Source organism: Pseudomonas sp. GM21 (genome assembly GCF_000282215.1).
Classification (GTDB): Bacteria; Pseudomonadota; Gammaproteobacteria; order Pseudomonadales; family Pseudomonadaceae; genus Aquipseudomonas.
Map to the genome: position 1 here is coordinate 1 of NZ_AKJS01000078.1, position 21607 is coordinate 21607.

Here is a 21607-nt window from a genome sequence, read left to right on the forward strand (position 1 = left end):
CCAGCCTGCTGGCGATGGGGCCGACACAAGCAACATCAGTGTCAGCTATGGCAACAGAATCACCTTGTCACCGGCCCCCTGGTTCACTTCCGCATACCGCTCCAGCCCTTCCGCCAACGGCGACTCAACCAAGCCCTCGGGCAATGGCAGCAACCCCTGATCAAAGAACTGGCCAAACTGATCGAGCATCGCCGCGCACGCTTGAACGCCATATAGCAGCGAGTTGATCCCCACCACCGAGCCACCCTTGCGATACAACGCCAGTGCCGGCAGTTGCACCATGCCGTCCACCGGCGCGGCGATGATGGCGATGCGGCCGAAGATCGCCAGTGCCGGGACCGAGGCCGGCAGCCAGAACCCGGTGGTGTCGAAGATCACGTCGGCGCCGCCGGCATACACCGCGTTTACCTGGACGCCCAATTCCTCGGGCTTATCCAGCTGCAACGTCTGATAACCCTGAGCTCGCAATTGTTGGACCTGCTCAGGTCGCCGTGCCGCCGCCAACACTTGGGCTCCGCGTACCTTGGCCAGCGCCAGCGCCGCACTGCCCACCGCCCCGCCGCCAATCACCAACAGACGCGTTTGCGCCGTCACCAGGCTGCGCTCCAACGCATCCCACGCCGTGGTATAGGGCACGCCGAGACTGGCGGCCTGGGCAAAACTCAAATGGGTCGGTTTAATCGCTACACCGTTGGCCGGCAGCTTGACGAATTGCGCGTGGGAGCCATCGGCAAAGAACCCCAACTCACGCCCGGTGCCCCAGACTTCCTGTCCGATCAACGCCTGCGGGCCTTCAACCACAAGACCGGCAAAATCCCGACCGGGGATGCGTGGCAACGTGGTGTAGGGAAAACGTCCCAGCACGTTCTTCACATCGCTGGGGTTGAGCCCGGCGGCCTTGATCTGCACCAGCACTTCATCGACGCCGGCAACCGGGGTGGGCACGTCAACGTAGCGCAAGGCCGAAAGGTCGCCGGTTTTGTCGAACTGCAATGCTTTCATGAGCGTTTCCATTGAGTAAATAAACGGTTCAGGAGGTCCAGCCAGCCACCAGTTGCCGGCCCATCGGCCACAACTGTTCGCCGGCCAGCATGCCGAGCAGCCCGACCAGCGCGATGGCCGGTGGTGCGGGGGAACGGAAATCCAGTGCGCCGTAGAGCAAACCGACGCCCAGACCGATGACCAGCGAAATGAGGTAGCTCATGGCGGACTCTGTGGGCAATTGAGGTAAGCCCAGAGTCTAGTGGGAGGTCGCGCCGGGTATCGGCCAAGTGCTTCGGCTTTTCGGCCAAGCCGTCTTTCAGCTTTGGGAAGGGCTCGCGGTGAACTGCGAAGGTGCGACGCCCAGTTCCCGGCGAAACATGTCACTGAAGCTGCTCGGCGTATAACCCAACTCGCGGGCGATCGCGCTGACCGGCACACCTTGAATCAACTCGGCCACCGCCGTCGCCAATTGCACCTGTCGCCGCCATTCGGCGAAGCCCATCCCCAGACCGTCCTTGAACAACCGCGCCAGGGTGCGCACGCTGGCACCGGCGTTTTCGGCGTGTTGTTCGAAGGGAATGTCCAGTGAAGGCGCGGCCATGACCGCCTGACAGAGGTTCATCAGGCGTCGGTCGGAATCATCCGGTAGCGGAATTTTCAGCTCGGAGCGCTTGGCACGTCGCAGTTCCAGCAATGCCAGGCCGACCAGCGCTTCGTAATACTCGGGCGCGCCGTCGTCGCCCTGCGCCACCAACCCGACAATCAACTCGCGCAGCAAACCGCCGACTTCGATGACCTGGACCCTGTCGTCCAGTGTCGCTGCCAGGGAGGGCCTCAGGTAGATATTGCGCATCTGCAAGTCCGAGACCACACGAATCCCATGCGGCACGCCCGGTGGCAGCCACACCGCCCGTTGCGGCGGCACCACCAGCGCCTCATGGGGCGTTTCGACCCACATCACCCCGCTCATCGCATACAGCAACTGGCCCCAGACATGCTCGTGCGGCTCGATAAACAGGCCGCGCGGATAGGTGCGCGCCAGCGGCTGCACGGGCACATCGGTGTCACTCAGGTCTGGAGGCGCGGCAAGGGCCATGGGGCAGCAATCATTGAGGTTTTCAGGCCTTGCATGGTAACCAGCCGGAGGCCTTGTCGCTACTGGTCGCCACCGCCTGACAATCCGAGTGAATTTTCCGTGACCCCGACGATCCCTCTATTACCACAGGGAGGAATACGGGCTTTATGAACAGCGCAAAACTTTTCGTCATTGATTACACCCTCCATGGTGTCCCCAAGTCGTTCATCATTCGCTTGGAGAAGATGGACAACGCGGAAGCCTGGCATTGGGCGAGCTGCGATGCCGGCGTGGGGAGGATTCCCCGATTCGGCCGAGAGAAGGTGCAAAAGACCAGCAAACCGATGGCGGAAAAGTTCGGCGTCGAAAATGTCACGTGGCGGCCGGCGAGTTAAGAAACAATACGATCGGTAGCAGCTGGCGCAGCCTGCGTCCGGCTGCGCAGCAGTCGTAAGTCCAGTACACACGGTTTTCCTGAATCACCGCATAGTCTGATTTTACGACTGCTGCGCAGCCGGACGCAGGCTGCGCCAGCTGCTACAAAGTGCGTGCCCATCAGGCTGCACTTGGTCGCGCTGCACTACTTGGCATCAGCACACTTGCAACCTTTGCTCGAGCATTCTTCGCCGTGTTCATGGTGCTTGGCGCAGGCTTCGCAGCAATAGTGTTTGCCGTGGCGCGCGATGGGATGCTCGCCCAGTTTGCACGAGCATTTTGGACAATCGCAGATACTGTCACTGCTGATCATGAGTCGGACTCCATGGGTGTGGTCGTCGGGGTGCCGCAAACGCGGCCCGTCTTACCAGTGTAGGAGTTTGTGTCAGGCCTGCCGCGTACTGCTGCGATACATAAACACCAGCGCCAACCCAAGGCACACCATCGCCACCATCCGGTTGTTCGACAAGTCGATGGCCGGGTTGCCCAGCCAGCCGAAATTGTCGATCAGCATGCCCATGCCCAGTTGCCCGACGATCACGGCCACGGTCGCCACCGCCGTCCCCACCCTTGGCACCGCGCCGACCATGACCATCATGTAGACCACGCCGAACAGCGCGCCACTGAGCTGCCATTTCGGCACGTCCAGCAAGCTCATGGCCTGCGCCGGCTCGAAAAACAGGATCAGCAGCCCGGTGACCACCGCCCCCACCACAAAGGTCAGCAAACTGCTGCGTAAAACACCGACCGTTTCGCCCAGACGGCCATTGATCGCTGCCTGCACACTCAACACTGCACCGGCCGCGACAATCACGGCCAACAAAATAATCAGATTCATCTTCAACCCCGAGCGATCAGAACAAGTGCCACGACAATCAGCAGCAGGGCCAGCCAACGTTCACCGTTGACCTTTTTACGGCTGGCGCCGAACCAGCCGAAGTGGTCGATCAGCACACTTTTGCCGACCTGCCCGCAGAGGATCGCAATCATGGTCATCGCAATACCGATGTGCGGCGTGGCCAGGGTCAGCACCACCACGTAGATCGGCCCGAGAAAGCCGCCGATCAACTGCCAGCGCGGCAACGTGTTCAACGCCGGGCCTTGTTGCGGGCCGCTGAACAACAGCAGCAAAAACAGGATCGCCGAGCCGACCCCGAATATGCTCAACGTCGCCCACAGATGCCCGACCTGAACCCCGAGCGGCCCGAGCAGACCGGCCTCCACGGAAAGGCCCATGCCAGCCAGGATGACCAGCGGTAGCAGCAATAGCCGCAGGCCTGGTTTGGTCGCGGGTGTGACCGCTGTGTCGATTGAAGACGCTTGCATTAAAGAAACCTGCCTGTAGGAACAATGGCCGACATTATCCGCTGGCGATGCTTTGCGATAAATGGGAGCATCCTGACAACACTTTTGCGCAACTCGCACAGCAGGACAGCCCATGCACGGCTTCAACGAACTCGGATTCAAGGCACTTCGACTGTTTGTCGCCGTACTCGACCACGGCAGTTTTTCCGAAGTGGCACGGCGCGAAGGTCTGGCGCCCTCTTCGATTTCCCGGCAGATCCAGTTGATGGAACAGGCCCTGAGCCAGCAATTGCTCTACCGCCACACCCGCGCAGTTACCCCAACCGAAGCCGGGCGCATGCTCGGTCATCATGCGCGACTGGTGCTGGTGCAATTGGAAGAAGCCGAGCAAGCCTTGCAGGAACAGCAAAGCGAGCCCAGCGGACTGGTGCGGATCAACGCCCCGGTGGTGTTCGGCCAACGGCATCTGACGCCGTGGCTGGGGCTATTGTGCGAGCGTTACCCCAAGTTGCAGCTGGATATCCAGCAAACCGACCACTACATCGACCCACTGCAAGAAGGCGCCGACCTGCTGTTTCGCATCGGGCCGCTGCACGACTCCAGCATGCAAGCGCGGATCCTCGCGCCGCACCGGTTTCAAGTCGCCGCCAGCCCGGCCTACCTCAAACGCTACGGCACGCCGCTACGTCCTCAAGACCTGGCGACGCATCAATGTCTGGCCTACAAAGGCGCGACCGGCCTGCAACGCTGGTTTTTCCGCAAGGATCAGCAAGACTGGACGCCCTGTTCGGTCAAAGGACCGATCACCGGCAACCACGCCGACACCCTGGTTCAAGCCGCCGAACAAGGTTTGGGGCTGGTGATGTTTCCGTCGTGGCTGATTGGTGAGGCGGTGCGCGAAGGCACGCTGGTGCCGGTGCTTGGCGACTTTCAGGTATCCAACAGCCTTGAACCGCAGCAGATCGCCGTGCTGTGGCCGGGCAGCCGACGCTTGTCGGTGAAAGTGCGTACGGTGATTGATTTCTTTGTCGAATGCTTTGGCGCAGTGCCGTATTGGGACAGGCCGTAGCGGCAGGTGATCCCTGTGGGAGCGAGCCTGCTCGCTCCCACAAAGGGTCCTGTGTGACCAGAAAGATTGTTTTTACAGCACCATTGCCGCCACCCAACCAAACGCCAGCAGCGGCAGGTTGTAGTGCAGGAAAGTCGGGACCACGGTGTCCCAGATGTGGTGATGCTGGCCGTCGATGTTCAAACCCGAGGTCGGGCCCAGGGTAGAGTCGGAGGCTGGCGAACCGGCGTCACCCAAGGCGCCGGCGGTGCCGACGATGCACACGATGGCCAGCGGGCTGAACCCCAACTGCACGCACAGCGGCACGAAAATCGCCGCCAGGATCGGCACGGTGGAGAAGGACGATCCAATACCCATGGTCACCAGCAACCCCACCAGCAACATCAACAATGCGCCGATGCCTTTGCTGTGGTTGATCCACGAGGCCGAGGACTCCACCAGGGTCTGCACCTGACCGGTGGCTTTCATCACTTCGGCAAAACCGGATGCGGCGATCATGATGAAACCGATCATCGCCATCATCTTCATGCCTTCGGTGAACAGGTCGTCGGTATCACGCCATTTCACGATGCCCGACACCGAAAAAATCAGGAATCCGACCAAGGCGCCGATGATCATCGAGTCCAGCAGCAACTGAATCATGAAGGCCGCCACGATGGCCACGCCAGCCACCATCAGGCTCAGCGGGTTGTACTGCACCGCGACCTGTTCGACTTGCTCGATTTTTTCCAGGTCGTAGACGCGTTTCTTGCGATAGCTGAAAAACGCCACTGCCAGACCGAACACCATGCCCAGCGCCGGGATGCCCATGGCGTGGGTGACGTTGATGCCGCTGATGTCCACGCCGCTGCGGGCAACGTTGGCCAGCAGAATCTCGTTGAGGAAGATGTTGCCGAACCCCACCGGCAGGAACATGTACGGGGTGATCAGACCGAACGTCATGACGCAGGCGATTAACCGGCGATCCAGTTGCAGCTTGGTCAGCACGTATAAAAGCGGCGGCACCAGCAACGGGATGAACGCGATATGTATCGGCAGAATGTTCTGCGAGGCGATGGCCACCGTGCCAAGCAAACCGATCAACAGCCACTTGACCTGACCGCCACCGCTGGCATGTTGCCGATCAACCATCGCCAACGCCTTGTCCGCCAGGGCATGGGCCATGCCGGACTTGGCAATCGCCACCGCGAACGCTCCGAGCAAGGCATAGGACAACGCCACCGTCGCCCCGCCGCCGAGCCCGCTGTTGAAGGCTTTAAGCGTGGCGTCGATGCCCAGGCCACCGGTCAGGCCGCCCACCAGCGCACCGATAATCAGCGCGATCACTACGTGCACGCGGGACAGACTGAGGATCAGCATGATGCCGACCGCAGCAATTACAGCATTAATCATCGTTACCTCTAGGCACGCGAAATGAGCTCAGCCGGCAGTCTGCGAAACACCGCCAGCGGATTGGAGAATAGGTTTTATTAGAGGGCGCGCACTGTGCCGCAGCATCATGGCCTTGTCAAAGCCAACGCGGACTCCGTAGCAGCTGCCGAAGGCTGCGCCAGCTGCTACACGTTGTGTTTCGTTTCTTATTTGAGCGCGCGGATAAAGAAAGCCGAATCACGGCCGCTACAGTGCAAAGTCTCAGATATTTATCGAATAAAGGACGTCTCCATGTCACTCAGACAACTTTCCATTCAATGGAAAATCACCCTGCTGGCCGGGCTTTGCCTGGCTGGCATCGTGACCCTGCTGGTAGGTCTTTCGCTGTATCGCATGGAGCACAGCTCCGCGATGGTGAAAGCCTCAAGCATGGAGATGCTCACCGAAGCCGCCCAGGCGCGGATCGAATCCCAGGGCGAAAACCAGGCGCTGCTGATTCGTCAGCAATTCATGGACGCCTATCAGTACGGACATGGCTTTTCGCGCCAGGTGTTGTTCCTGCGCGAGCAGGCGGAAAAGCGCTTTCTGGATGCCTTCGACCTGCGTGAAGACCTGACCCGTCAGGTCAAGTCTGCGCTGCAAGCCAACCCGGAACTGCTCGGCCTGTCGCTGGTATTCGAAGCCAATGCGCTGGACGGCAAGGACGAACTGTTCACCGGCCAGGCGGAGCTGGGCAGCAACGACAAGGGCCGTTTCGCGCTGTACTGGTCGCAGGCGACACCGGGCAAGGTCACGTCCATGGCGTTGCCGGAAAGTGACATGGCCGACACCCGCACCGGCCCGAGCGGTGAACCGGCCAACGCCTGGTTCACCTGCCCGCGCACCTCGCTCAAGCCGTGCGTGATCGAACCGTACTTCTATGTGATCGATGGCCAGAACGTGCTGATGACCAGCATCGTGTTCCCGCTGATGGTCAACGGCAAGGTCATCGCCTCGTTGTCGGTGGACCTCAACCTCAACAGCCTGCAAGCGATGAGCCAAAGCGCGAGCAAAAAGCTGTATGACGGCCAGACCCATGTCAGCATCCTCAGCCCGGCCGGGCTGCTTGCTGGCTACAGCGTCGACGCCAGTAAACTCAGCCAGCGCCTGGATGTTGTGGACACGGCCAACGGTGCCGAGCTGATCCGCATGCTCGCCAGCAGCAGCAACACCGAAAGCCTGCACAACGAACAACAAATGAAAGTGTTGGCACCGTTCCAGCCGATTCCCGGGGGAAAATCCTGGGGTGTGCTGCTCGACGTGCCGCAGAACGTCCTGGTCAGCCGGGCCGAGATGCTGAAAAAACAACTCGATGACAGCAACCGCAGCGGCACCCTGGTCGAACTCGGCCTCGGCGTGCTGGCCGCGTTGATCGGTCTGATGCTGGTGTGGCTGATGGCCCGCAGCGTGACCAGGCCGATCCTCGGCGTGGCGCAGATGCTCGAAGACATCGCCAGCGGCGAAGGTGACCTGACCCGGCGCCTGGCCTATGACAAAAAGGACGAGCTGGGCCAGTTGGCGGGCTGGTTCAACCGCTTCCTCGACAAGCTGCAACCGATCATCGCCGAGGTCAAACGCTCGGTGCAGGACGCGCGCAACACGGCGGATCAGTCATCCGCCATCGCCACCCAGACCAGCGCCGGCATGGAGCAGCAGTACCGTCAGGTCGATCAGGTGGCCACCGCGTCCCACGAAATGAGCGCCACCGCCCAGGATGTCGCTCGCAGTGCCGCGCAAGCGGCTCACGCGGCCAAGGATGCCGATCAGGCGACGCGTCGCGGGCTAACCGTGATCGACCAGACCACCACCAGCATCGACAACCTCGCCGCCGACATGAGCGCGGCCATGGTGCAAGTTGAAGGGCTGGCGGTGAACAGCGAGAAAATCGGTTCGGTACTGGAAGTGATCCGCGCCATTGCCGAACAGACCAACCTGCTCGCACTCAACGCCGCCATCGAAGCGGCCCGTGCCGGTGAAGCCGGACGCGGTTTTGCCGTGGTCGCCGATGAAGTGCGCAACCTGGCGCGCCGCACACAGGAGTCGGTCGAGGAAACCCGTCTGGTGATCGAGCAGTTGCAAAGTGGCACCCAGGACGTGGTCGGTTCGATGAACAACAGCCATCGGCAGGCTCAGGGCAGTGTCGAGCAGGTCAGCCAGGCCGTGACCGCGCTGCGCCAGATCGGCGATGCGGTGACGGTGATCAGTGACATGAACCTGCAGATTGCTTCAGCAGCGGAAGAACAGAGCGCGGTGGCCGAGGAGATCAACAACAACGTCGCGACGATTCGGGATGTGACGGAGTCGTTGTCGGGACAGGCGAACGAATCGGCGCGGGTCAGCCAGTCGCTGAACAGCCTGGCGAATCAGCAGCAGAGTCTGATGGATCAGTTCCGGGTCTGACCCCACACACTGATCGTTCCCACGCTCCGCGTGGGAACGATCATCGACGAGGTAACTCGATCACAACCTTCAACCCGCCCCACTCGCTCTCTTCCAACCGCAATACCCCACCCCACGTGTCGACGATGTCGCGCACAATCCCCAGCCCCAACCCATGCCCATCCGTCTGTTCATCCAGGCGCGTACCGCGGCTGAACACCTGGGCCCGCTGGTCTCGGGGGATCCCCGGGCCATCGTCTTCGACGCTCAACTCAAACCCGCCCGACGTCTCGACCACGCTCAAGCGAACCTCGGCATCCGCCCATTTACAGGCGTTGTCCAGCAGGTTGCCAAGCAGTTCAAGCAAGTCCTCGCGGTCCCACGGCAACTGCAAACCGGGCCGTGCGCGGTAGCTGAGCGCCAGGTGCTCGCCATGAATCATGTTCAGCGTCGCCAACAACCCCGGCAGTTCTTCATCACAATCAAACAACGCGCCCGGCAGCGCGTCGCCGGACAATCGGGCGCGGTTGAGTTCGCGATTGAGCCGTTGCTGGACCTGCTCCAGTTGCGCTTGAAGCACCTTGCGCAACTCGGGGTGAGCGTCGAGTTTTTCGCTGGACGCCAGGCTCAACAACACCGCCAGCGGGGTTTTCAACGCGTGGCCGAGGTCGCCCAAGGCATTGCGCGAACGCTTGAGGCTGTCTTCGGTGTGCGCGAGCAAATGGTTGATCTGCGCCACCAGCGGCTCAAGCTCGATCGGCACCTGATCATCCAGTTGCGAGCGCTGGCCTTGCTGTAACTGAGCGATCTGTTCGCGAGCCTTCTCCAGTGGACGCAAGGCACGCCGCACAGTGATCCGTTGCAGCAGCAATATCAGCAGCAGCCCGGCCAGTCCCAACCCCAGCCCCACTTGCTGCATGCGTTTGAAGCTTTCACGCACCGGGGTGTAGTCCTGCGCGACGCTGATGGAAATCGACTGGCCGAGGCGTCGATAGTCTGAACGCAACACCAGCAATTGCTGCCCTTCCGGCCCCAGTTGCAGGTTGCTGTGCAGGCCTGGATGTTCAAGCTTGGGCAGTTCCTGATCCCATAGCGAACGGGAGCGCCAATGGTGATCGTCGAAGTCGATGCGAAAGTAGTGCCCGGAAAACGGTCGCTGGTAAGCCGGCGACAGGTGCCGTTCCTCCAGCTGCAACCCTTGCGGCCCGCGCACCATGGCGACCAGCAGGTTTTCGCTGTCGTCGCGCAAACCGGCTTCGAGGTAGCGCTGCAAGCCCATTTCGAACAACCACAAGCTGGTTTGCGCCAGCACCAGGCCGACGACAACCATGACGCTGATCAGGCCCAGGCTCAAGCGACGCTGGATCGACTTCACTGACCGGCCCCGCCGAACAGGTAACCCTGACCGCGACGGGTTTCGATCACGCTGCGCCCCAGTTTGCGTCGCAGGTGGTTGACGTGAACTTCCAGCACGTTGGAATCGCGCTCGGTTTCTCCGTCGTAGAGGTGTTCGGCAAGGTGGCTTTTGGAGAGGATCTGTTCGGGGTGCAGCATGAAATAGCGCAGCAGGCGAAATTCGGCGGCGGTCAGCTGAATGTCGGCGCCGTCGCGGGTCACGCACTGACGACCTTCGTCCAGGTGCAGCCCGGCAGCCTTGAGTGTCGGTTGATTTGCCTGGCCGTGGGAGCGACGCAGCAGCGCCTGAACCCGCAGGTGCAACTCCTCCGGATGGAAAGGCTTGGTCAGGTAATCGTCGGCCCCGGCCTTGAGGCCTTCAATGCGCTCGGCCCAGGAACCGCGCGCGGTGAGGATCAGCACGGGCGTCATCAGGCCATCGGCGCGCCATTGCGCCAACACTTCAAGCCCCGGCAAACCGGGCAGGCCGAGGTCGAGGATGATCAGGTCATAGGGTTCGCTGCTGCCCTGGTACACCGCGTCGCGACCGTCGGCCAGCCAGTCCACGGCGTAACCCTGCCGGTTGAGGCCGGCCATCAGTTCGTCGGCCAGCGGCACGTGGTCTTCCACCAGCAACAATCGCATCGGTCAATCTTCCTTGTCTTTCAGTAAACGGCCCGTGGTGGCCTCGATGTCCAGCTCACGGACCACGCCTTCGGGGGTCAGCAGTTCGACTTCATAAATGTAGACGTCGTGCTTTTCTTCAAGCTCGGCTTCCAGCAGTTTGGCGCCGGGGTAGCGATCCAGCGCCTGTTGGAGCAGTTGCTCCAGCGGCAGGATTACTCCCTGTTGGCGCAGGCGCAGGGCTTCGTCCTGGTCCAGGTCGCGGGCCAGGACCGCCGAGCAAAACCCCAGAAGCACCCACGCCATGCGGAAAAATGAACGCACCTTCATTACGTATCCTGATGATCCTTGAGAACCTGGCCGCTGACAGCGTCTAATTTGTTCATGGGTGTCTCCGTCTTTCGTGTTGCTTACGGGTAGCACCTTAGCGATCTGATCTTAATTGAAACTGAATTGCCATCATTGGAACACCACAAAAACCCTGTGGGAGCCAGCCTGCTCGCGATAGCGGTGTGTCAGTCACCATAAATGTTGAATGTCAGACAGCTATCGCGAGCAGGCTCGCTCCCACAGTGGATTGGTGGTGTTGCCTGAACTGCTTATAATTCCCCGCTTGCCCAACATCGAGACCGGTATGACCGCTATCCACATCAAGTTCCCTTCCCTGACCCTCAAGGCCGGCCCGCGTGCTTTTGCGCGCATCCGTAAAGATGGCCTGAGCGCCGCCGACGTCGGCACGCTGCCGGGTGCCGCCGGCGGTCCGAAGGCCCTGGGGATTCAAGGTCTGGACCTGGCATTGTTTGGCGAATGGCTGTCGGCCGCACCGCGCGAGCGTTCACTGATTGGCGCCTCGGTCGGTTCCTGGCGCTTCGCCAGTGCCTGTCTGCCGGACGCCGCCGAAGGCATCCGGCGCCTCGGTCATTTGTACACCGAGCAGAACTTCGCCAAGGGCGTGACCATGGCGCAGATCAGCCAGAGTTCGCAGCGCATGCTCGATGAACTGCTGGACGGTCGCGATGCCTCGATCTTGAGCAACGCGCATTACCGACTGAACATCATGGTGGTCAAAAGTCACGGCCCGTTGGCCCACGACCATCGCGGCCGCCTCGGGCTGGCGCTGGGATCCGTGATCGCCGACAACCTGCGCGGGCGCGCACGGTTGTCGCGACATTTCGAGCGGCTGATCATCCACGACCCGCGTCTGGCACCGCCGGTCAATGCACTGAACGACTTCCCCTCGCGCTTCGTCGCGCTCAACACCGGTAACCTGCGCCAGGCGCTGCTGGCATCGGGCTCGATCCCGATGGTGATGGAAGGCGTGCGCGACCTGCCCGGCGCCGGTGCGGGAACGTTCCGCGATGGCGGTTTACTCGACTATCACCTCGACCTGCCCTACAGCGGCGACGACATCGTGCTGTATCCGCATTTCACCGACCGGGTGATTCCCGGCTGGTTCGACAAGACCCTGCCGTGGCGCCGAGCCTGCCCTGCGCGTTTGCAGGATGTTCTGCTGCTGGCGCCGTCGAAGGAGTATCTGGCGCGCTTGCCCTACGGCAAACTGCCGGACCGTAACGATTTCAAGCGCTTCATGGGGGACGCGCCGGCCCGGCAGAAATACTGGCGCGCCACCATGGATGAAAGCCGTCGCCTCGGTGACGAGTTCCTCGAACTGGCCGCCAATGGTCGCCTCGGCGAGCGCTTGCTGACCCTTTAGTCAGTGTTTCGCCCGCAGCTCTGGTAAACTCGCCACCTGCCCGCATCGCCGTGGCGATCGCCACCTGACAGAGCTGAAATCACCTGTGGAAATTTTCAAAGAGTTTACGTTCGAATCCGCCCACCGCCTGCCCCACGTACCGGAAGGCCACAAGTGCGGCCGCCTGCACGGGCACTCGTTCAAAGTGGCGATCCACTTGAGTGGTGAGCTCGACCCGCACACCGGCTGGATCCGCGACTTCTCGGAAATCAAGGCAATCTTCAAGCCGCTCTACGAGCGTCTGGACCACAACTACCTGAACGACATTCCCGGTCTGGAAAACCCGACCAGTGAAGTGCTGGCCAAATTCATCTGGAATGAATTGAAGCCCCTGCTGCCGGAACTCAGCGCGATCCGTATCCACGAGACGTGCACCAGCGGCTGCATCTATCACGGCGAGTAACCCGCCCGAATAGACAATGTCATCCCTGTGGGAGCGAGCCGGCTCCCACATTGGGAATGTGTTTCGTCAGTGAGCACTCGAACAGCCTTCAGGGGCTGTTTTTTATGCCTATGCTTTTTGTTTCCCGCCCCGCGCGCCCCTCAGGCTCGACTATAAATAACTACACCCCTCACCCTTGGCACGACCACTGCTCTCCCTAACGCGTCCTCCCCATTCGTAAGGAACGCCACATGACGCAGAACAACCCGGGCAACGACTACCCCCTCAGCGAAGTCCCGATGAATGCCCGCAAGGGGCTCGGCTCCACCGCGATGGTGCTGCTGGGTTTCACTTTCTTCACCGCCACCATGTTTGCCGGCGGCAAACTCGGTGTGGCGTTCGACTTTGCCGAGATGATGGCGGTGATCATCGTCGGCAATCTGCTGCTGGGGATCTACGCCGCCGCATTGGGTTTTATTGCGTTCAAGAGCGGACTCAACTCGGTGCTGATGGGCCGTTTCTGTTTTGGTGAAGTCGGCAGCAAGCTCAGCGACCTGATCCTCGGTTTTACCCAAATCGGCTGGTACGCCTGGGGCACGGCTACTGCCGCCGTGGTGTTGGGCAAGTATTTCGAGTTGAGCGAGGGCACGGTCCTCGGGCTGATGGTGCTGTTCGGGATGATATTTTGTGCGACCGCCTATGTCGGTTATCGCGGGCTGGAGATTCTCTCCTACATCGCTGTTCCGGCCATGATGGTGCTGCTGACGCTGTCGATGTGGGTGGCGACGGTCAAGGTCGGCGGGCTCGATGGTTTGCTCGCCGTCGTGCCGACGGGAACGATGGATTGGTCGACCGCCGTGACCCTGGTGTTCGGTACGTTTGTCAGCGGTGCGACCCAGGCCACCAACTGGACGCGCTTCTCACGCTCGGCAAAAGTTGCCGTGTTGGCGAGCCTGATCGGGTTCTTCTTCGGCAACGGCCTTATGGTGGTGATCGGCGCCTACGGGGCCATCGTCTATCAGCAACCGGACGTGGTCGAAGTGCTGCTGTTGCAAGGTTTCGCCATGGCCGCGATGGCGATGTTGCTGATCAACATCTGGAGCACCCAGGACAACACCATCTATAACTTCGCCGTCGCCGGCTGCAACCTGCTGCGCACCGGCCGACGCAAAACCGTGACCCTGGGCGGCGCACTCATCGGCACACTGCTGGCACTGCTGGGCATGTACGACATGCTGGTGCCGTACCTGATTCTGCTGGGCACGGTGATTCCGCCGATTGGTGGTGTGATCATGGCCGACTTTTTCTATCGCTATCGCGGTCACTACCCCAAGTTGGCCGACGCACGGTTGCCCGCCTTTAACTGGTCGGGTTTGACGGCCTATGCCGTCGGCACCGTGGCCGCTTTCAGTTCGCCGTGGGTCGCGCCGCTGGTAGGGATTGCCGCTGCCGCGCTAACGTATATGTTATTGACCGCCGTGCTCGGTGCCCGAACCGTCGCTGCACCCCAGCAAGATTTATAAAAGGATTCGCCTGATGCACATCATCAACGCCCGCCTGCGCAACCAAGAAGGCCTGCATGAGTTGCACCTGGAAAACGGCCTGATCCGTACCATCGCCCGACAGACCGAAGCCCCGACCCTGGGCCCTGAAGATCTGGATGCCGGCGGCAACCTGGTGGTGCCACCCTTTGTCGAGCCGCACATTCATCTCGACGCCACCCTGACCGCCGGTGAGCCGCGCTGGAACATGAGTGGCACGCTGTTCGAAGGCATCGAGTGCTGGGGCGAGCGCAAGGTGACGATTACCGAGGAAGACACCAAGACCCGCGCCAAGAAGACCATCCAGACCCTCGCCGCCCACGGCATCCAGCATGTGCGCACCCACGTCGACGTCACCGACCCGCAGCTCACCGCGCTCAAGGCGATGCTGGAGGTGCGCGAGGAAAGCCGTCACCTGATCGACCTGCAAATCGTCGCGTTCCCCCAGGAAGGCATCGAGTCGTACCGCAATGGCCGCGAGCTGATGGAAGAAGCGATCCGCATGGGCGCCGATGTGGTCGGTGGCATTCCGCACTTCGAGTACACCCGCGATCAGGGGGTGAGTTCAGTGAAGTTCCTGATGGACCTGGCCGAGCGCACCGGTTGCCTGGTGGACGTGCACTGCGACGAAACCGACGACCCGCATTCACGCTTCCTTGAAGTGCTGGCCGAAGAGGCCCGCAGCCGCGACATGGGTTCGCGGGTCACCGCCAGCCACACCACCGCGATGGGTTCTTACGACAACGCTTACTGCGCCAAACTCTTTCGCTTGCTCGGGCATTCGGGGATCAGTTTTGTCTCCTGCCCCACTGAAAGCATTCACCTGCAAGGGCGCTTCGACAACTTCCCGAAACGCCGTGGCGTGACTCGGGTCAACGAGTTGCTCGAAGCGGGGATGAACGTGTGTTTCGGCCAGGACTCGATCGTTGACCCGTGGTATCCGCTGGGCAACGGCAACATCCTGCGTGTGCTTGAAGCGGGTTTGCACATCTGCCACATGCTCGGTTACCGCAACCTGCAAAGCGCGCTGGACCTGGTGACGGACAACAGCGCCAAGGCGATGAACCTCGGCGAGCGTTATGGCCTGGAAGCGGGACGGCCAGCGAACTTGCTAGTGCTGTCGGCGGACAGTGACTATGAGGTGATTCGCAGCCAGGGCTTGCCGCTGTATTCGGTTCGCGAGGGCAAGTTACTGATGAAGCGGACGATGCCAGTGGTGGAATGGCCAAATCAGTTCTGAATTTTCGCTGACTTTCAGGGCCCCATCGCCAGCAGGCTGGCTCCCACATTGGATCGGTGTCGTTCACACATCCCCTGTGGGAGCCAGCCTGCTGGCGATAGCTTTCCTGAATTCAACCCATCAACCGAGCCGTGCCAAACAACTTGACCCGACTCAATTCCCCGTCCACTTCCTCCAGCAAAATCGGCGCCGTTCCGCCCGGCATCACCACTTTCACCTCACCCGCCGTGACCCAACCCACCCGCCACGCCGCACACGCCACCGCACTGGCGCTGGTGCCCGACGACGCGGTCGGCCCTTCCCCGCGTTCAAACACCCGCGCGATGACTTGCTGTGCAGATTCAAGCATCGCCCACTGCACATTCACCCCCGCCGGACACGGTTCGCCGGCGCCGGTCGGCATGGCATACGCAATGCGCATCAATCCTTCAGCCAACGGTGGTTCACGCATTTGCTCATTGCTCGGTAATGCAGCGACGCTCGCCACCAAGGTCACGCAATGCGGATTGCCGATCCGCACAAACTGGCTGCGGTCCCAGGCAGGCTCAAGCGCGGACAATGGTTGCACATGGCTGACGTCTCGCCCATTCAACTGCACGCTTTCAACCCCGTGCGCACCCACGGCTTGCGGTCCTAACGAAGGCTTGCCCAAATCCAGCCAGAATCCTTGCACGCCATCGACCTCCGCCGGTTTGACTGTCGTCTCCCCCGGCGAAACCGCATCCGTCTTGTCGTGATGAACCCGCAACAGGCACCCGGTTTCCTTCGGCATCAATCCTTGCTCGCTGAGCGACTGAGAAAAGATCGTCAGGCCATTGCCACTGCGTTCGGCGAATGTGCCGTCGGTGTTGACGATCAGCAGGTCATACGGCGGCGCCGATTGAAACGGCCCGACCAGCAAACCGTCGCTACGATGGTCCTTGCTGCCCGGTGGCTGAGTGCCGGGGACCCAACCACAAAACGCCTCGATGGCGGCTAGCGTCCAGTTTTCTCGGGTTTGTGCGGCAAGTTCGGCCTGTTCAGGCAAATTGATGCCGCTATCGCGCACGGCATCAGGCGCCACGACGATATAAATATTGCCCCGTGCATCGTAGATCTGCGTCATGTCGCCTCCTGTCTGAACAATCAATCTATCGACGATATCGCGAAACCGCGACGGGCTGTGCAAGGATGTGGACCTGTCTGACCGCGAACGGCTGCGGACACTGATGAACCCGCGGGATCAGTCAGTGTCCCTTGGGTACGCGACGTTTTTTGCCAAGGATTGATATGACCCATTTCCACACCCAAACCCCATTGATCCCCGGCCGCCTGGAGCAGATGTCCACCCGCGTCGCGTTTTTCATTGCCGGTCTGGGCATCGCCGCCTGGGCGCCGCTGGTGCCTTACGCCAAGGCGCGGGCCGGGCTGGGTGAAGGGACGCTTGGTTTGCTGTTGTTATGCCTGGGGGTGGGGTCGATTCTGGCGATGCCGTTGGCCGGGTTGCTGGCCGCGCGCTTCGGTTGCCGGCGCGTGACGGCGGGCGGGACGTTGCTGATCTGTGCGGCCTTGCCGTTGCTGGCGACGGTGTCGACCGTGCCGGCGCTGATCGCCACGCTGTTCATGTTTGGCGCCGGGCTGGGCACGGTGGACTCGACGGTCAACCTGCAAGCGGTAATCGTCGAACGGGCCAGCGGCAAGCACATGATGTCGGGGTTTCACGGGATGTTCAGCCTGGGCGGGATCGTCGGTGCGGCGGGTGTCAGCGGTTTGCTTGGGCTTGGAATGTCTCCGCTGGGCGCCATGTGGGGAGTGGTTGCGGTGCTGGTGCTGGCACTGCTGAAAGCGGCGCCGCACCTGTTGCCCTATGGCAGCGAAAGCGCCGGGCCAGCGTTTGCCTTGCCCCATGGCATCGTGCTGTTTATTGGAGGGATGTGCTTCATCGTGTTCCTGGCCGAAGGTGCCGCGCTGGACTGGAGCGCGGTGTTCCTGGCGCAGGAGCGCGGCATCGATACGGCGTATGCGGGGCTGGGGTATGCGGCCTTTGCGCTGACCATGACAGCCGGCCGCTTGACCGGTGACCGGATTGTCCGGCGTCTGGGTTCGACGCGGGTGATTGTGTTCGGCGGGCTGATAGCCTCCGCAGGCCTGGCATTAGCGACGTTCGCACCAGCCTGGGAGGCGGCGCTGGTGGGTTATGCGTTACTGGGCGCGGGCTGTTCGAACATCGTGCCGGTTCTGTATACCGCCGTCGGCAAACAGACGGTCATGCCCGAGCACATTGCCGTGCCGGCCATCACCACGCTGGGTTATGCGGGCATCCTCGCGGGACCTGCGTTGATCGGGTTTATCGCCCACGGCAGCAGTTTGAGTTTTGCCTTTGGCTTGATGGCGTTGCTGCTGGTGGCGGTGGCCATTGGCGGGAAGGTGTTGAGAGTCTGATATAGCTATCGCCAGCAGGCTGGCTCCCACATTGGTTTTGTGTCGTTCACAAATCCTGTGGGAGCCAGCCTGCTGGCGATGGGGTCACCTCGGTCTATCAGAACCCCACACTGGCCTGCACAAAGAACGTACGCGGCGCTCCCACATACATCCCCGAGTTGTTGTCGCTTGATCGGGTGAAGTACTGCTTGTCGAAGATGTTTTTCACCCCGGCGCCGAGCTTCAGGTTCGACAGCTGCGAACCGAAGTCATACCCGCCGCGCACGTTCCAGGTCATGTAGCCCGGAATGTCACCAAACTGGCCGTCCGCTGTACCTTCAGTGATGTAGTTGCCGTTGAAGCTGCCATCGGCGTTCACTCCCGTGCCCGGCGAACGCTGCTTGGACTGGGCATAGGCATCGAGGTTGTAGGTCCAGCGATTGATGTCGTAACGCAGCCCGGCGGTGGCCACCTGACGCGAATAGAACGGCAGGTCACGGCCCTTGAAGCCCGGAATATCGCCTTCATAGGTGGCACGGGTGTAGGTGAAACCGCTGTAGGCGGTCAGGCCGTCGAGCATCGGGTTAAGCGCCGACAGGTCGTAATGCACCGACGCCTCCAGCCCCTGGTGCTTGGTCGCGCCGAGGTTGGTCCAGCCCACGTCGTTGCTGATGTATTGCAGCTCGTCATCGAAGTCGATGTAGAACAGCGTCACTTCCCCGCCCCACGCCTCATTGTTATAGCGGGTGCCGACCTCGTAGGTCTTGGCTTTTTCCGGCTCCAGGCCATTGGCGGTGTTGTCACCGATGCCGCCCTGACCGAGCTGGAAATATTGCAGGCTGCCGAACGAGGTTTCGTAGTTGGCGAACAGCTTCCACTCTTCGGACAGGTGATACATCACGCTCAGGGCCGGCAGCGGTTCGTTGCTTTCGATGCTGCGCTTCTTCTCCGGCACGCGCTTGCCGGCGGTGTCGAGCACCGGGCGGTCATGCCAGTCGGTACTGATGTGTTCGAAGCGAATGCCCGGGGTCACAGTCCAGTTGCCGACATCGACTTTGTTGTCGAGGTACACCGCGTTGGCTTCGGTGCCGCCGGTACGGTCCTGGAATACGTGGCCGTCAGAGCTCGGGGTCAGCACCGGTTGATTGTTCACCAGCGCGACACGGCTCGACTCTTCGTGCATGGCTTCTTTGAGGTAGCGATAGCCGACGCTGACTTCTTGAGTGGTCGGGCCCGCTTCAAACACATGGGACACCCGTGGCTCGATGCCGAAGGTGTAATACGTGCGCGGGTAAGCACTGAGGGTTTTCTGGTCGCGAGCGGCGATGTTGCTGCCACGAAAACTGTCGGTGTAGTACGTCAGCACTTCGGCCTGTGTCCGGTCATCGATCTGCCTTGCCCAGCGGAACGACACGTCCTTGCGGCGGCCGGTGAAGTTGTCGTAGTCGCGCACGGACTGGAACGGATCAGCGTCGTACTGCTGTTGCGTCAGGCCGCCGGGCATGTCGGCGTTGGCGTCGTAGTAGTGAAAGTTGAGGCTGAAATAGTCGACATCGGTCGGTGCCCACTGGGTCTTGAGGAGCACATCGGAGATGTCGTTGCCGTTATTGCTTTCGCGGTACCCGTTGCCGTTCACCCCGGAATACAACAGCGCTACACCGATGCCGTTGTCTGCGGTGCCGCCGAGGAACGCGCTGTCGAGGTGTTTCCAGCCACCGTACTGCGAAGTTTCCAGGGTGGTGCCGATTTCCCCGGTGGCTTCTTGCGGGATTGCGCGCGTCACGAAGTTGATCACGCCACCAACGTTTTGTGGCCCGTAACGCACGGAACCGCCACCGCGTACCACGTCAATGCTGTCGAGGTTGCCCGAGGAAATCGGCGCCATCGACAGCTGCGGTTGACCATACGGCGCCACCGCGGCCGGCACGCCGTCGATCAATACCGTGGAGCGTGGCGACAGGCGCGAGGTCAGCCCGCGCACGCCGACGTTCAGGGAAATATCGCTGCCACCGGTGCCGTTGGCGTCCTGCACTTGCACGCCGGGGACGCGCTTGAGCACTTCGCCAACGTTCATCGCCGCTTGCTCGACCATCGCTTCGCGGCGAACCACCGTCCGCGCGCCGGGATGGTTCTGCACCAAGGCCACGTCGGCATCGCCGAGCCAGTCGCCGACCACTTTGATATCGGTCGCGTCCAGCTCCAACGGCCCGTTCGTAGCCGCCGTCGGCACGGGCGTCAACGTGACCGAGCCTTGATCGATCTGGTACTGCAGACCGCTGCCTTGCAGCAACTGGCGCAAGGCCTGTTCCGGCGAGATGTCGCCGTCGACAGCCGGGGCTTGCTTGCCGGCGACCAGTTCAGGATTGAAAAAAACCTGCAACGACGTTTGCTGGCCCAACTGGCTCAGGGCCTGGCCCAACGGCTGCGCCGGAATATGGATGCCAGCGGCGGCGAACGCCTGGGGCAGCGCAGCATTGATCGCCAAGGCGAGCGTCAGTGGTAACCAATGGGATTTTTTGTTGTTGGCAGAGGTGTTTTTCACGTCGAACAGTATCCTGTAAATCGCAAGCGCATGCGTTTGTTAATGCAAACCAGTTGCAGATGGACAGGAAGACGATGAACTCGAAAAAAACCTGAATTTATTTTGAAATTATTTCCTGACTGCCGTCATCGAGGGTGCGCACGGCCACCGGCAGGATGCTCGGCAAGGCCTTGAGCAATGCGTCGGTGTTATCGGAATTGAACACACTGGTCAGCCGCAGATTGCCGACGGTGTCGTTGTCGACGGTGAGGGGTTTCTCGCGATAACGCGACACTTCGGCAGCCACCTCGCTGAGGCTGGCGTTGTTGAACACCAGTTTGCCGCTGCGCCACGCGGTCAGCTCGGCCGGGTTGACCGCATAAGCCGCCGCGACAACCCCTTGGGCATCGATTTGAGTACCGAGGCCGGCAGTCAGGCTGATGACATCGGCGCCCTGTCCCTGAACCTTGACCGTGCCCTGCTCCACCGCCACCCGGGTTTGCAAAGGGTCGCGGCGCACATCGAAGCGCGTGCCGGTGACCGTCACCTGGCCGTTGCCCGCTTCGACCACGAACGGTCGGCTGGTGTCGTGCTCGACGCTGAACATCGCTTCGCCCTCAGTCAGCTCGATGCCACGCCGGTCTTTATCAAAACGCACCTGAATACGGCTACGGCTGTTCATGTCCATCAACGAACCGTCCGGCAAGACCACATGGCGACGTTCACCCAACGCCGTGGAATATTCAGCGGTAAAAGGTTCCGGGTGATGCAAACCACTGAACAACCCCACGCCCAGCGCCACGGCCACCACACTGGCCGCCACCGCATACCGCAGCCACGGTTGACGCGTGCGGCGAGCCGGCGCGGTTTCACACATGGCTTGCAGACGCTCGACCGGCACCAGGTCAGCCGCCATCCACAAGCCCTGAAGCATTTCGAATTCGTCTTGATGTTGCGGATGTTCGTGCAGCCAGGCCTCGAAGCGCCGATACTCCACAACGTCCACGGCCGGCTCCTGCAAACGCACGAACCATCGCGCCGCATCATCGCGAACCGTTGTTTGCCCGCACGCACAATCACGAGTATCCATCATG

The 21607-nt window shown here is 61.3% G+C and carries 21 protein-coding genes and 1 pseudogene; 9 read left to right on the forward strand and 13 right to left on the reverse strand.

The genetic code is table 11. The annotated features are described in order from the left end of the window. Positions 1 to 45: 45 nt before the first annotated feature. The 3 genes from PMI22_RS17250 to PMI22_RS17245 all read right to left on the reverse strand — a co-directional run bounded on the left by PMI22_RS17250 (position 46) and on the right by PMI22_RS17245 (position 2080). Positions 46 to 1002 (reverse strand): quinone oxidoreductase family protein, encoded by a 957-nt coding sequence (locus tag PMI22_RS17250; protein WP_007945300.1) that lies wholly within the window; start codon positions 1000 to 1002, stop codon positions 46 to 48. Positions 1003 to 1030: 28 nt separating this feature from the next. Further along, on the reverse strand, positions 1031 to 1204 hold the full coding sequence (locus PMI22_RS30525) for a DUF1427 family protein (protein WP_007945301.1): 174 nt from the start codon (positions 1202 to 1204) through the stop codon (positions 1031 to 1033). Between the two features lie 96 nt (positions 1205 to 1300). Beyond that, complete coding sequence (locus PMI22_RS17245) at positions 1301 to 2080, reverse strand: AraC family transcriptional regulator (RefSeq protein WP_007945303.1); 780 nt, start codon at positions 2078 to 2080, stop codon at positions 1301 to 1303. 146 nt (positions 2081 to 2226) lie between these two features. Here PMI22_RS17245 and PMI22_RS17240 point away from each other — a divergent pair, with 146 nt between their 5' ends. After that, positions 2227 to 2454, forward strand: a complete 228-nt coding sequence (locus tag PMI22_RS17240; protein WP_007945304.1) for a DUF6555 family protein — start codon at positions 2227 to 2229, stop codon at positions 2452 to 2454. Positions 2455 to 2639: 185 nt separating this feature from the next. Here PMI22_RS17240 and PMI22_RS17235 read toward each other — a convergent pair whose 3' ends face one another. The 3 genes from PMI22_RS17235 to PMI22_RS17225 form a co-directional block, all read right to left on the reverse strand. Beyond that, positions 2640 to 2807, reverse strand: a complete 168-nt coding sequence (locus PMI22_RS17235) for a metallothionein (protein ID WP_007945305.1) — start codon at positions 2805 to 2807, stop codon at positions 2640 to 2642. Between the two features lie 72 nt (positions 2808 to 2879). Continuing rightward, on the reverse strand, positions 2880 to 3332 hold the full coding sequence (locus tag PMI22_RS17230) for a DMT family transporter (RefSeq protein WP_007945306.1): 453 nt from the start codon (positions 3330 to 3332) through the stop codon (positions 2880 to 2882). 2 nt (positions 3333 to 3334) lie between these two features. Further along, positions 3335 to 3820, reverse strand: a complete 486-nt coding sequence (locus tag PMI22_RS17225; protein ID WP_007945307.1) for a DMT family transporter — start codon at positions 3818 to 3820, stop codon at positions 3335 to 3337. Between the two features lie 112 nt (positions 3821 to 3932). Here PMI22_RS17225 and PMI22_RS17220 point away from each other — a divergent pair, with 112 nt between their 5' ends. After that, positions 3933 to 4868, forward strand: coding sequence for a LysR family transcriptional regulator (locus PMI22_RS17220; RefSeq protein WP_007945308.1), 936 nt, complete (start codon positions 3933 to 3935; stop codon positions 4866 to 4868). Positions 4869 to 4940: 72 nt separating this feature from the next. On the opposite strand, the gene PMI22_RS17215 is transcribed toward PMI22_RS17220, so the two are convergent. Continuing rightward, complete coding sequence (locus PMI22_RS17215) at positions 4941 to 6257, reverse strand: Na+/H+ antiporter family protein (RefSeq protein WP_162131642.1); 1317 nt, start codon at positions 6255 to 6257, stop codon at positions 4941 to 4943. A gap of 1416 nt (positions 6258 to 7673) precedes the next feature. Between PMI22_RS17215 and PMI22_RS32460 the strand changes: the two are divergent. Both PMI22_RS32460 and PMI22_RS32465 read left to right on the forward strand, forming a co-directional pair. Then, positions 7674 to 7820: pseudogene (locus tag PMI22_RS32460) on the forward strand (HAMP domain-containing protein); the annotation flags it as partial. Positions 7821 to 7922: 102 nt separating this feature from the next. Beyond that, complete coding sequence (locus PMI22_RS32465; RefSeq protein ID WP_405046856.1) at positions 7923 to 8678, forward strand: methyl-accepting chemotaxis protein; 756 nt, start codon at positions 7923 to 7925, stop codon at positions 8676 to 8678. A gap of 40 nt (positions 8679 to 8718) precedes the next feature. On the opposite strand, the gene PMI22_RS17205 is transcribed toward PMI22_RS32465, so the two are convergent. From PMI22_RS17205 to PMI22_RS17195, 3 genes are read right to left on the reverse strand one after another with little or no spacing between them, the layout of a single operon-like run. After that, the gene (locus tag PMI22_RS17205) at positions 8719 to 10032 is read right to left on the reverse strand and encodes a sensor histidine kinase (RefSeq protein WP_007945312.1); all 1314 of its coding nucleotides are present in this window, start codon (positions 10030 to 10032) and stop codon (positions 8719 to 8721) included. Next, positions 10029 to 10697 carry a response regulator transcription factor gene (locus PMI22_RS17200; RefSeq protein ID WP_007945315.1) on the reverse strand — a complete coding sequence of 223 codons (669 nt, stop codon included), beginning with the start codon at positions 10695 to 10697 and terminating at the stop codon, positions 10029 to 10031. The genes PMI22_RS17205 and PMI22_RS17200 overlap by 4 nt, the downstream gene beginning before the upstream one ends. 3 nt (positions 10698 to 10700) lie before the next feature. After that, on the reverse strand, positions 10701 to 11006 hold the full coding sequence (locus tag PMI22_RS17195; RefSeq protein WP_007945316.1) for a PepSY domain-containing protein: 306 nt from the start codon (positions 11004 to 11006) through the stop codon (positions 10701 to 10703). 304 nt (positions 11007 to 11310) lie between these two features. Here PMI22_RS17195 and PMI22_RS17190 point away from each other — a divergent pair, with 304 nt between their 5' ends. The 4 genes from PMI22_RS17190 to codA all read left to right on the forward strand — a co-directional run bounded on the left by PMI22_RS17190 (position 11311) and on the right by codA (position 15592). After that, a complete protein-coding gene (locus PMI22_RS17190; RefSeq protein ID WP_033049183.1) occupies positions 11311 to 12390 on the forward strand; it encodes a patatin-like phospholipase family protein in 1080 nt (359 codons plus the stop codon). A gap of 85 nt (positions 12391 to 12475) precedes the next feature. Then, positions 12476 to 12832: a 6-carboxytetrahydropterin synthase QueD gene (gene queD / locus PMI22_RS17185; RefSeq protein ID WP_007945318.1), complete on the forward strand. Its 357-nt coding sequence runs from the start codon at positions 12476 to 12478 to the stop codon at positions 12830 to 12832. Positions 12833 to 13062: 230 nt separating this feature from the next. Then, positions 13063 to 14334, forward strand: coding sequence for a cytosine permease (gene codB, locus PMI22_RS17180; RefSeq protein ID WP_007945319.1), 1272 nt, complete (start codon positions 13063 to 13065; stop codon positions 14332 to 14334). A 13-nt stretch (positions 14335 to 14347) separates the two neighbouring features. Continuing rightward, the gene (codA, locus tag PMI22_RS17175; protein WP_007945320.1) at positions 14348 to 15592 is read left to right on the forward strand and encodes a cytosine deaminase; all 1245 of its coding nucleotides are present in this window, start codon (positions 14348 to 14350) and stop codon (positions 15590 to 15592) included. 112 nt (positions 15593 to 15704) lie between these two features. Here codA and PMI22_RS17170 read toward each other — a convergent pair whose 3' ends face one another. Beyond that, positions 15705 to 16697: a diaminopimelate epimerase gene (locus tag PMI22_RS17170; RefSeq protein ID WP_007945321.1), complete on the reverse strand. Its 993-nt coding sequence runs from the start codon at positions 16695 to 16697 to the stop codon at positions 15705 to 15707. Positions 16698 to 16861: 164 nt separating this feature from the next. On the opposite strand from PMI22_RS17170, the gene PMI22_RS17165 reads away from it, so the two are divergent. Further along, positions 16862 to 18013 (forward strand): MFS transporter, encoded by a 1152-nt coding sequence (locus PMI22_RS17165; protein ID WP_007945323.1) that lies wholly within the window; start codon positions 16862 to 16864, stop codon positions 18011 to 18013. Between the two features lie 97 nt (positions 18014 to 18110). Here the strand turns inward: PMI22_RS17165 and PMI22_RS17160 are convergent, their stop codons facing one another. After that, positions 18111 to 20534 (reverse strand): TonB-dependent siderophore receptor, encoded by a 2424-nt coding sequence (locus PMI22_RS17160; RefSeq protein ID WP_007945324.1) that lies wholly within the window; start codon positions 20532 to 20534, stop codon positions 18111 to 18113. 97 nt (positions 20535 to 20631) lie between these two features. Further along, positions 20632 to 21606: a FecR family protein gene (locus PMI22_RS17155; RefSeq protein WP_007945326.1), complete on the reverse strand. Its 975-nt coding sequence runs from the start codon at positions 21604 to 21606 to the stop codon at positions 20632 to 20634. Position 21607 lies beyond the last annotated feature (1 nt).

Bases quoted from the DNA above. Each gene is read 5' to 3' on its own strand.
- PMI22_RS17250 (WP_007945300.1), bottom strand. From the start codon at position 1,002: ATGAAAGCATTGCAGTTCGACAAAACCGGCGACCTTTCGGCCTTGCGC.
- PMI22_RS30525 (WP_007945301.1), bottom strand. From the start codon at position 1,204: ATGAGCTACCTCATTTCGCTGGTCATCGGTCTGGGCGTCGGTTTGCTC.
- PMI22_RS17245 (WP_007945303.1), bottom strand. From the start codon at position 2,080: ATGGCCCTTGCCGCGCCTCCAGACCTGAGTGACACCGATGTGCCCGTG.
- PMI22_RS17240 (WP_007945304.1), top strand. From the start codon at position 2,227: ATGAACAGCGCAAAACTTTTCGTCATTGATTACACCCTCCATGGTGTC.
- PMI22_RS17235 (WP_007945305.1), bottom strand. From the start codon at position 2,807: ATGATCAGCAGTGACAGTATCTGCGATTGTCCAAAATGCTCGTGCAAA.
- PMI22_RS17230 (WP_007945306.1), bottom strand. From the start codon at position 3,332: ATGAATCTGATTATTTTGTTGGCCGTGATTGTCGCGGCCGGTGCAGTG.
- PMI22_RS17225 (WP_007945307.1), bottom strand. From the start codon at position 3,820: ATGCAAGCGTCTTCAATCGACACAGCGGTCACACCCGCGACCAAACCA.
- PMI22_RS17220 (WP_007945308.1), top strand. From the start codon at position 3,933: ATGCACGGCTTCAACGAACTCGGATTCAAGGCACTTCGACTGTTTGTC.
- PMI22_RS32465 (WP_405046856.1), top strand. From the start codon at position 7,923: ATGGAGCAGCAGTACCGTCAGGTCGATCAGGTGGCCACCGCGTCCCAC.
- PMI22_RS17200 (WP_007945315.1), bottom strand. From the start codon at position 10,697: ATGCGATTGTTGCTGGTGGAAGACCACGTGCCGCTGGCCGACGAACTG.
- PMI22_RS17195 (WP_007945316.1), bottom strand. From the start codon at position 11,006: ATGAAGGTGCGTTCATTTTTCCGCATGGCGTGGGTGCTTCTGGGGTTT.
- PMI22_RS17190 (WP_033049183.1), top strand. From the start codon at position 11,311: ATGACCGCTATCCACATCAAGTTCCCTTCCCTGACCCTCAAGGCCGGC.
- codB (WP_007945319.1), top strand. From the start codon at position 13,063: ATGACGCAGAACAACCCGGGCAACGACTACCCCCTCAGCGAAGTCCCG.
- codA (WP_007945320.1), top strand. From the start codon at position 14,348: ATGCACATCATCAACGCCCGCCTGCGCAACCAAGAAGGCCTGCATGAG.
- PMI22_RS17170 (WP_007945321.1), bottom strand. From the start codon at position 16,697: ATGACGCAGATCTACGATGCACGGGGCAATATTTATATCGTCGTGGCG.
- PMI22_RS17165 (WP_007945323.1), top strand. From the start codon at position 16,862: ATGACCCATTTCCACACCCAAACCCCATTGATCCCCGGCCGCCTGGAG.
- PMI22_RS17155 (WP_007945326.1), bottom strand. From the start codon at position 21,606: ATGATGGATACTCGTGATTGTGCGTGCGGGCAAACAACGGTTCGCGAT.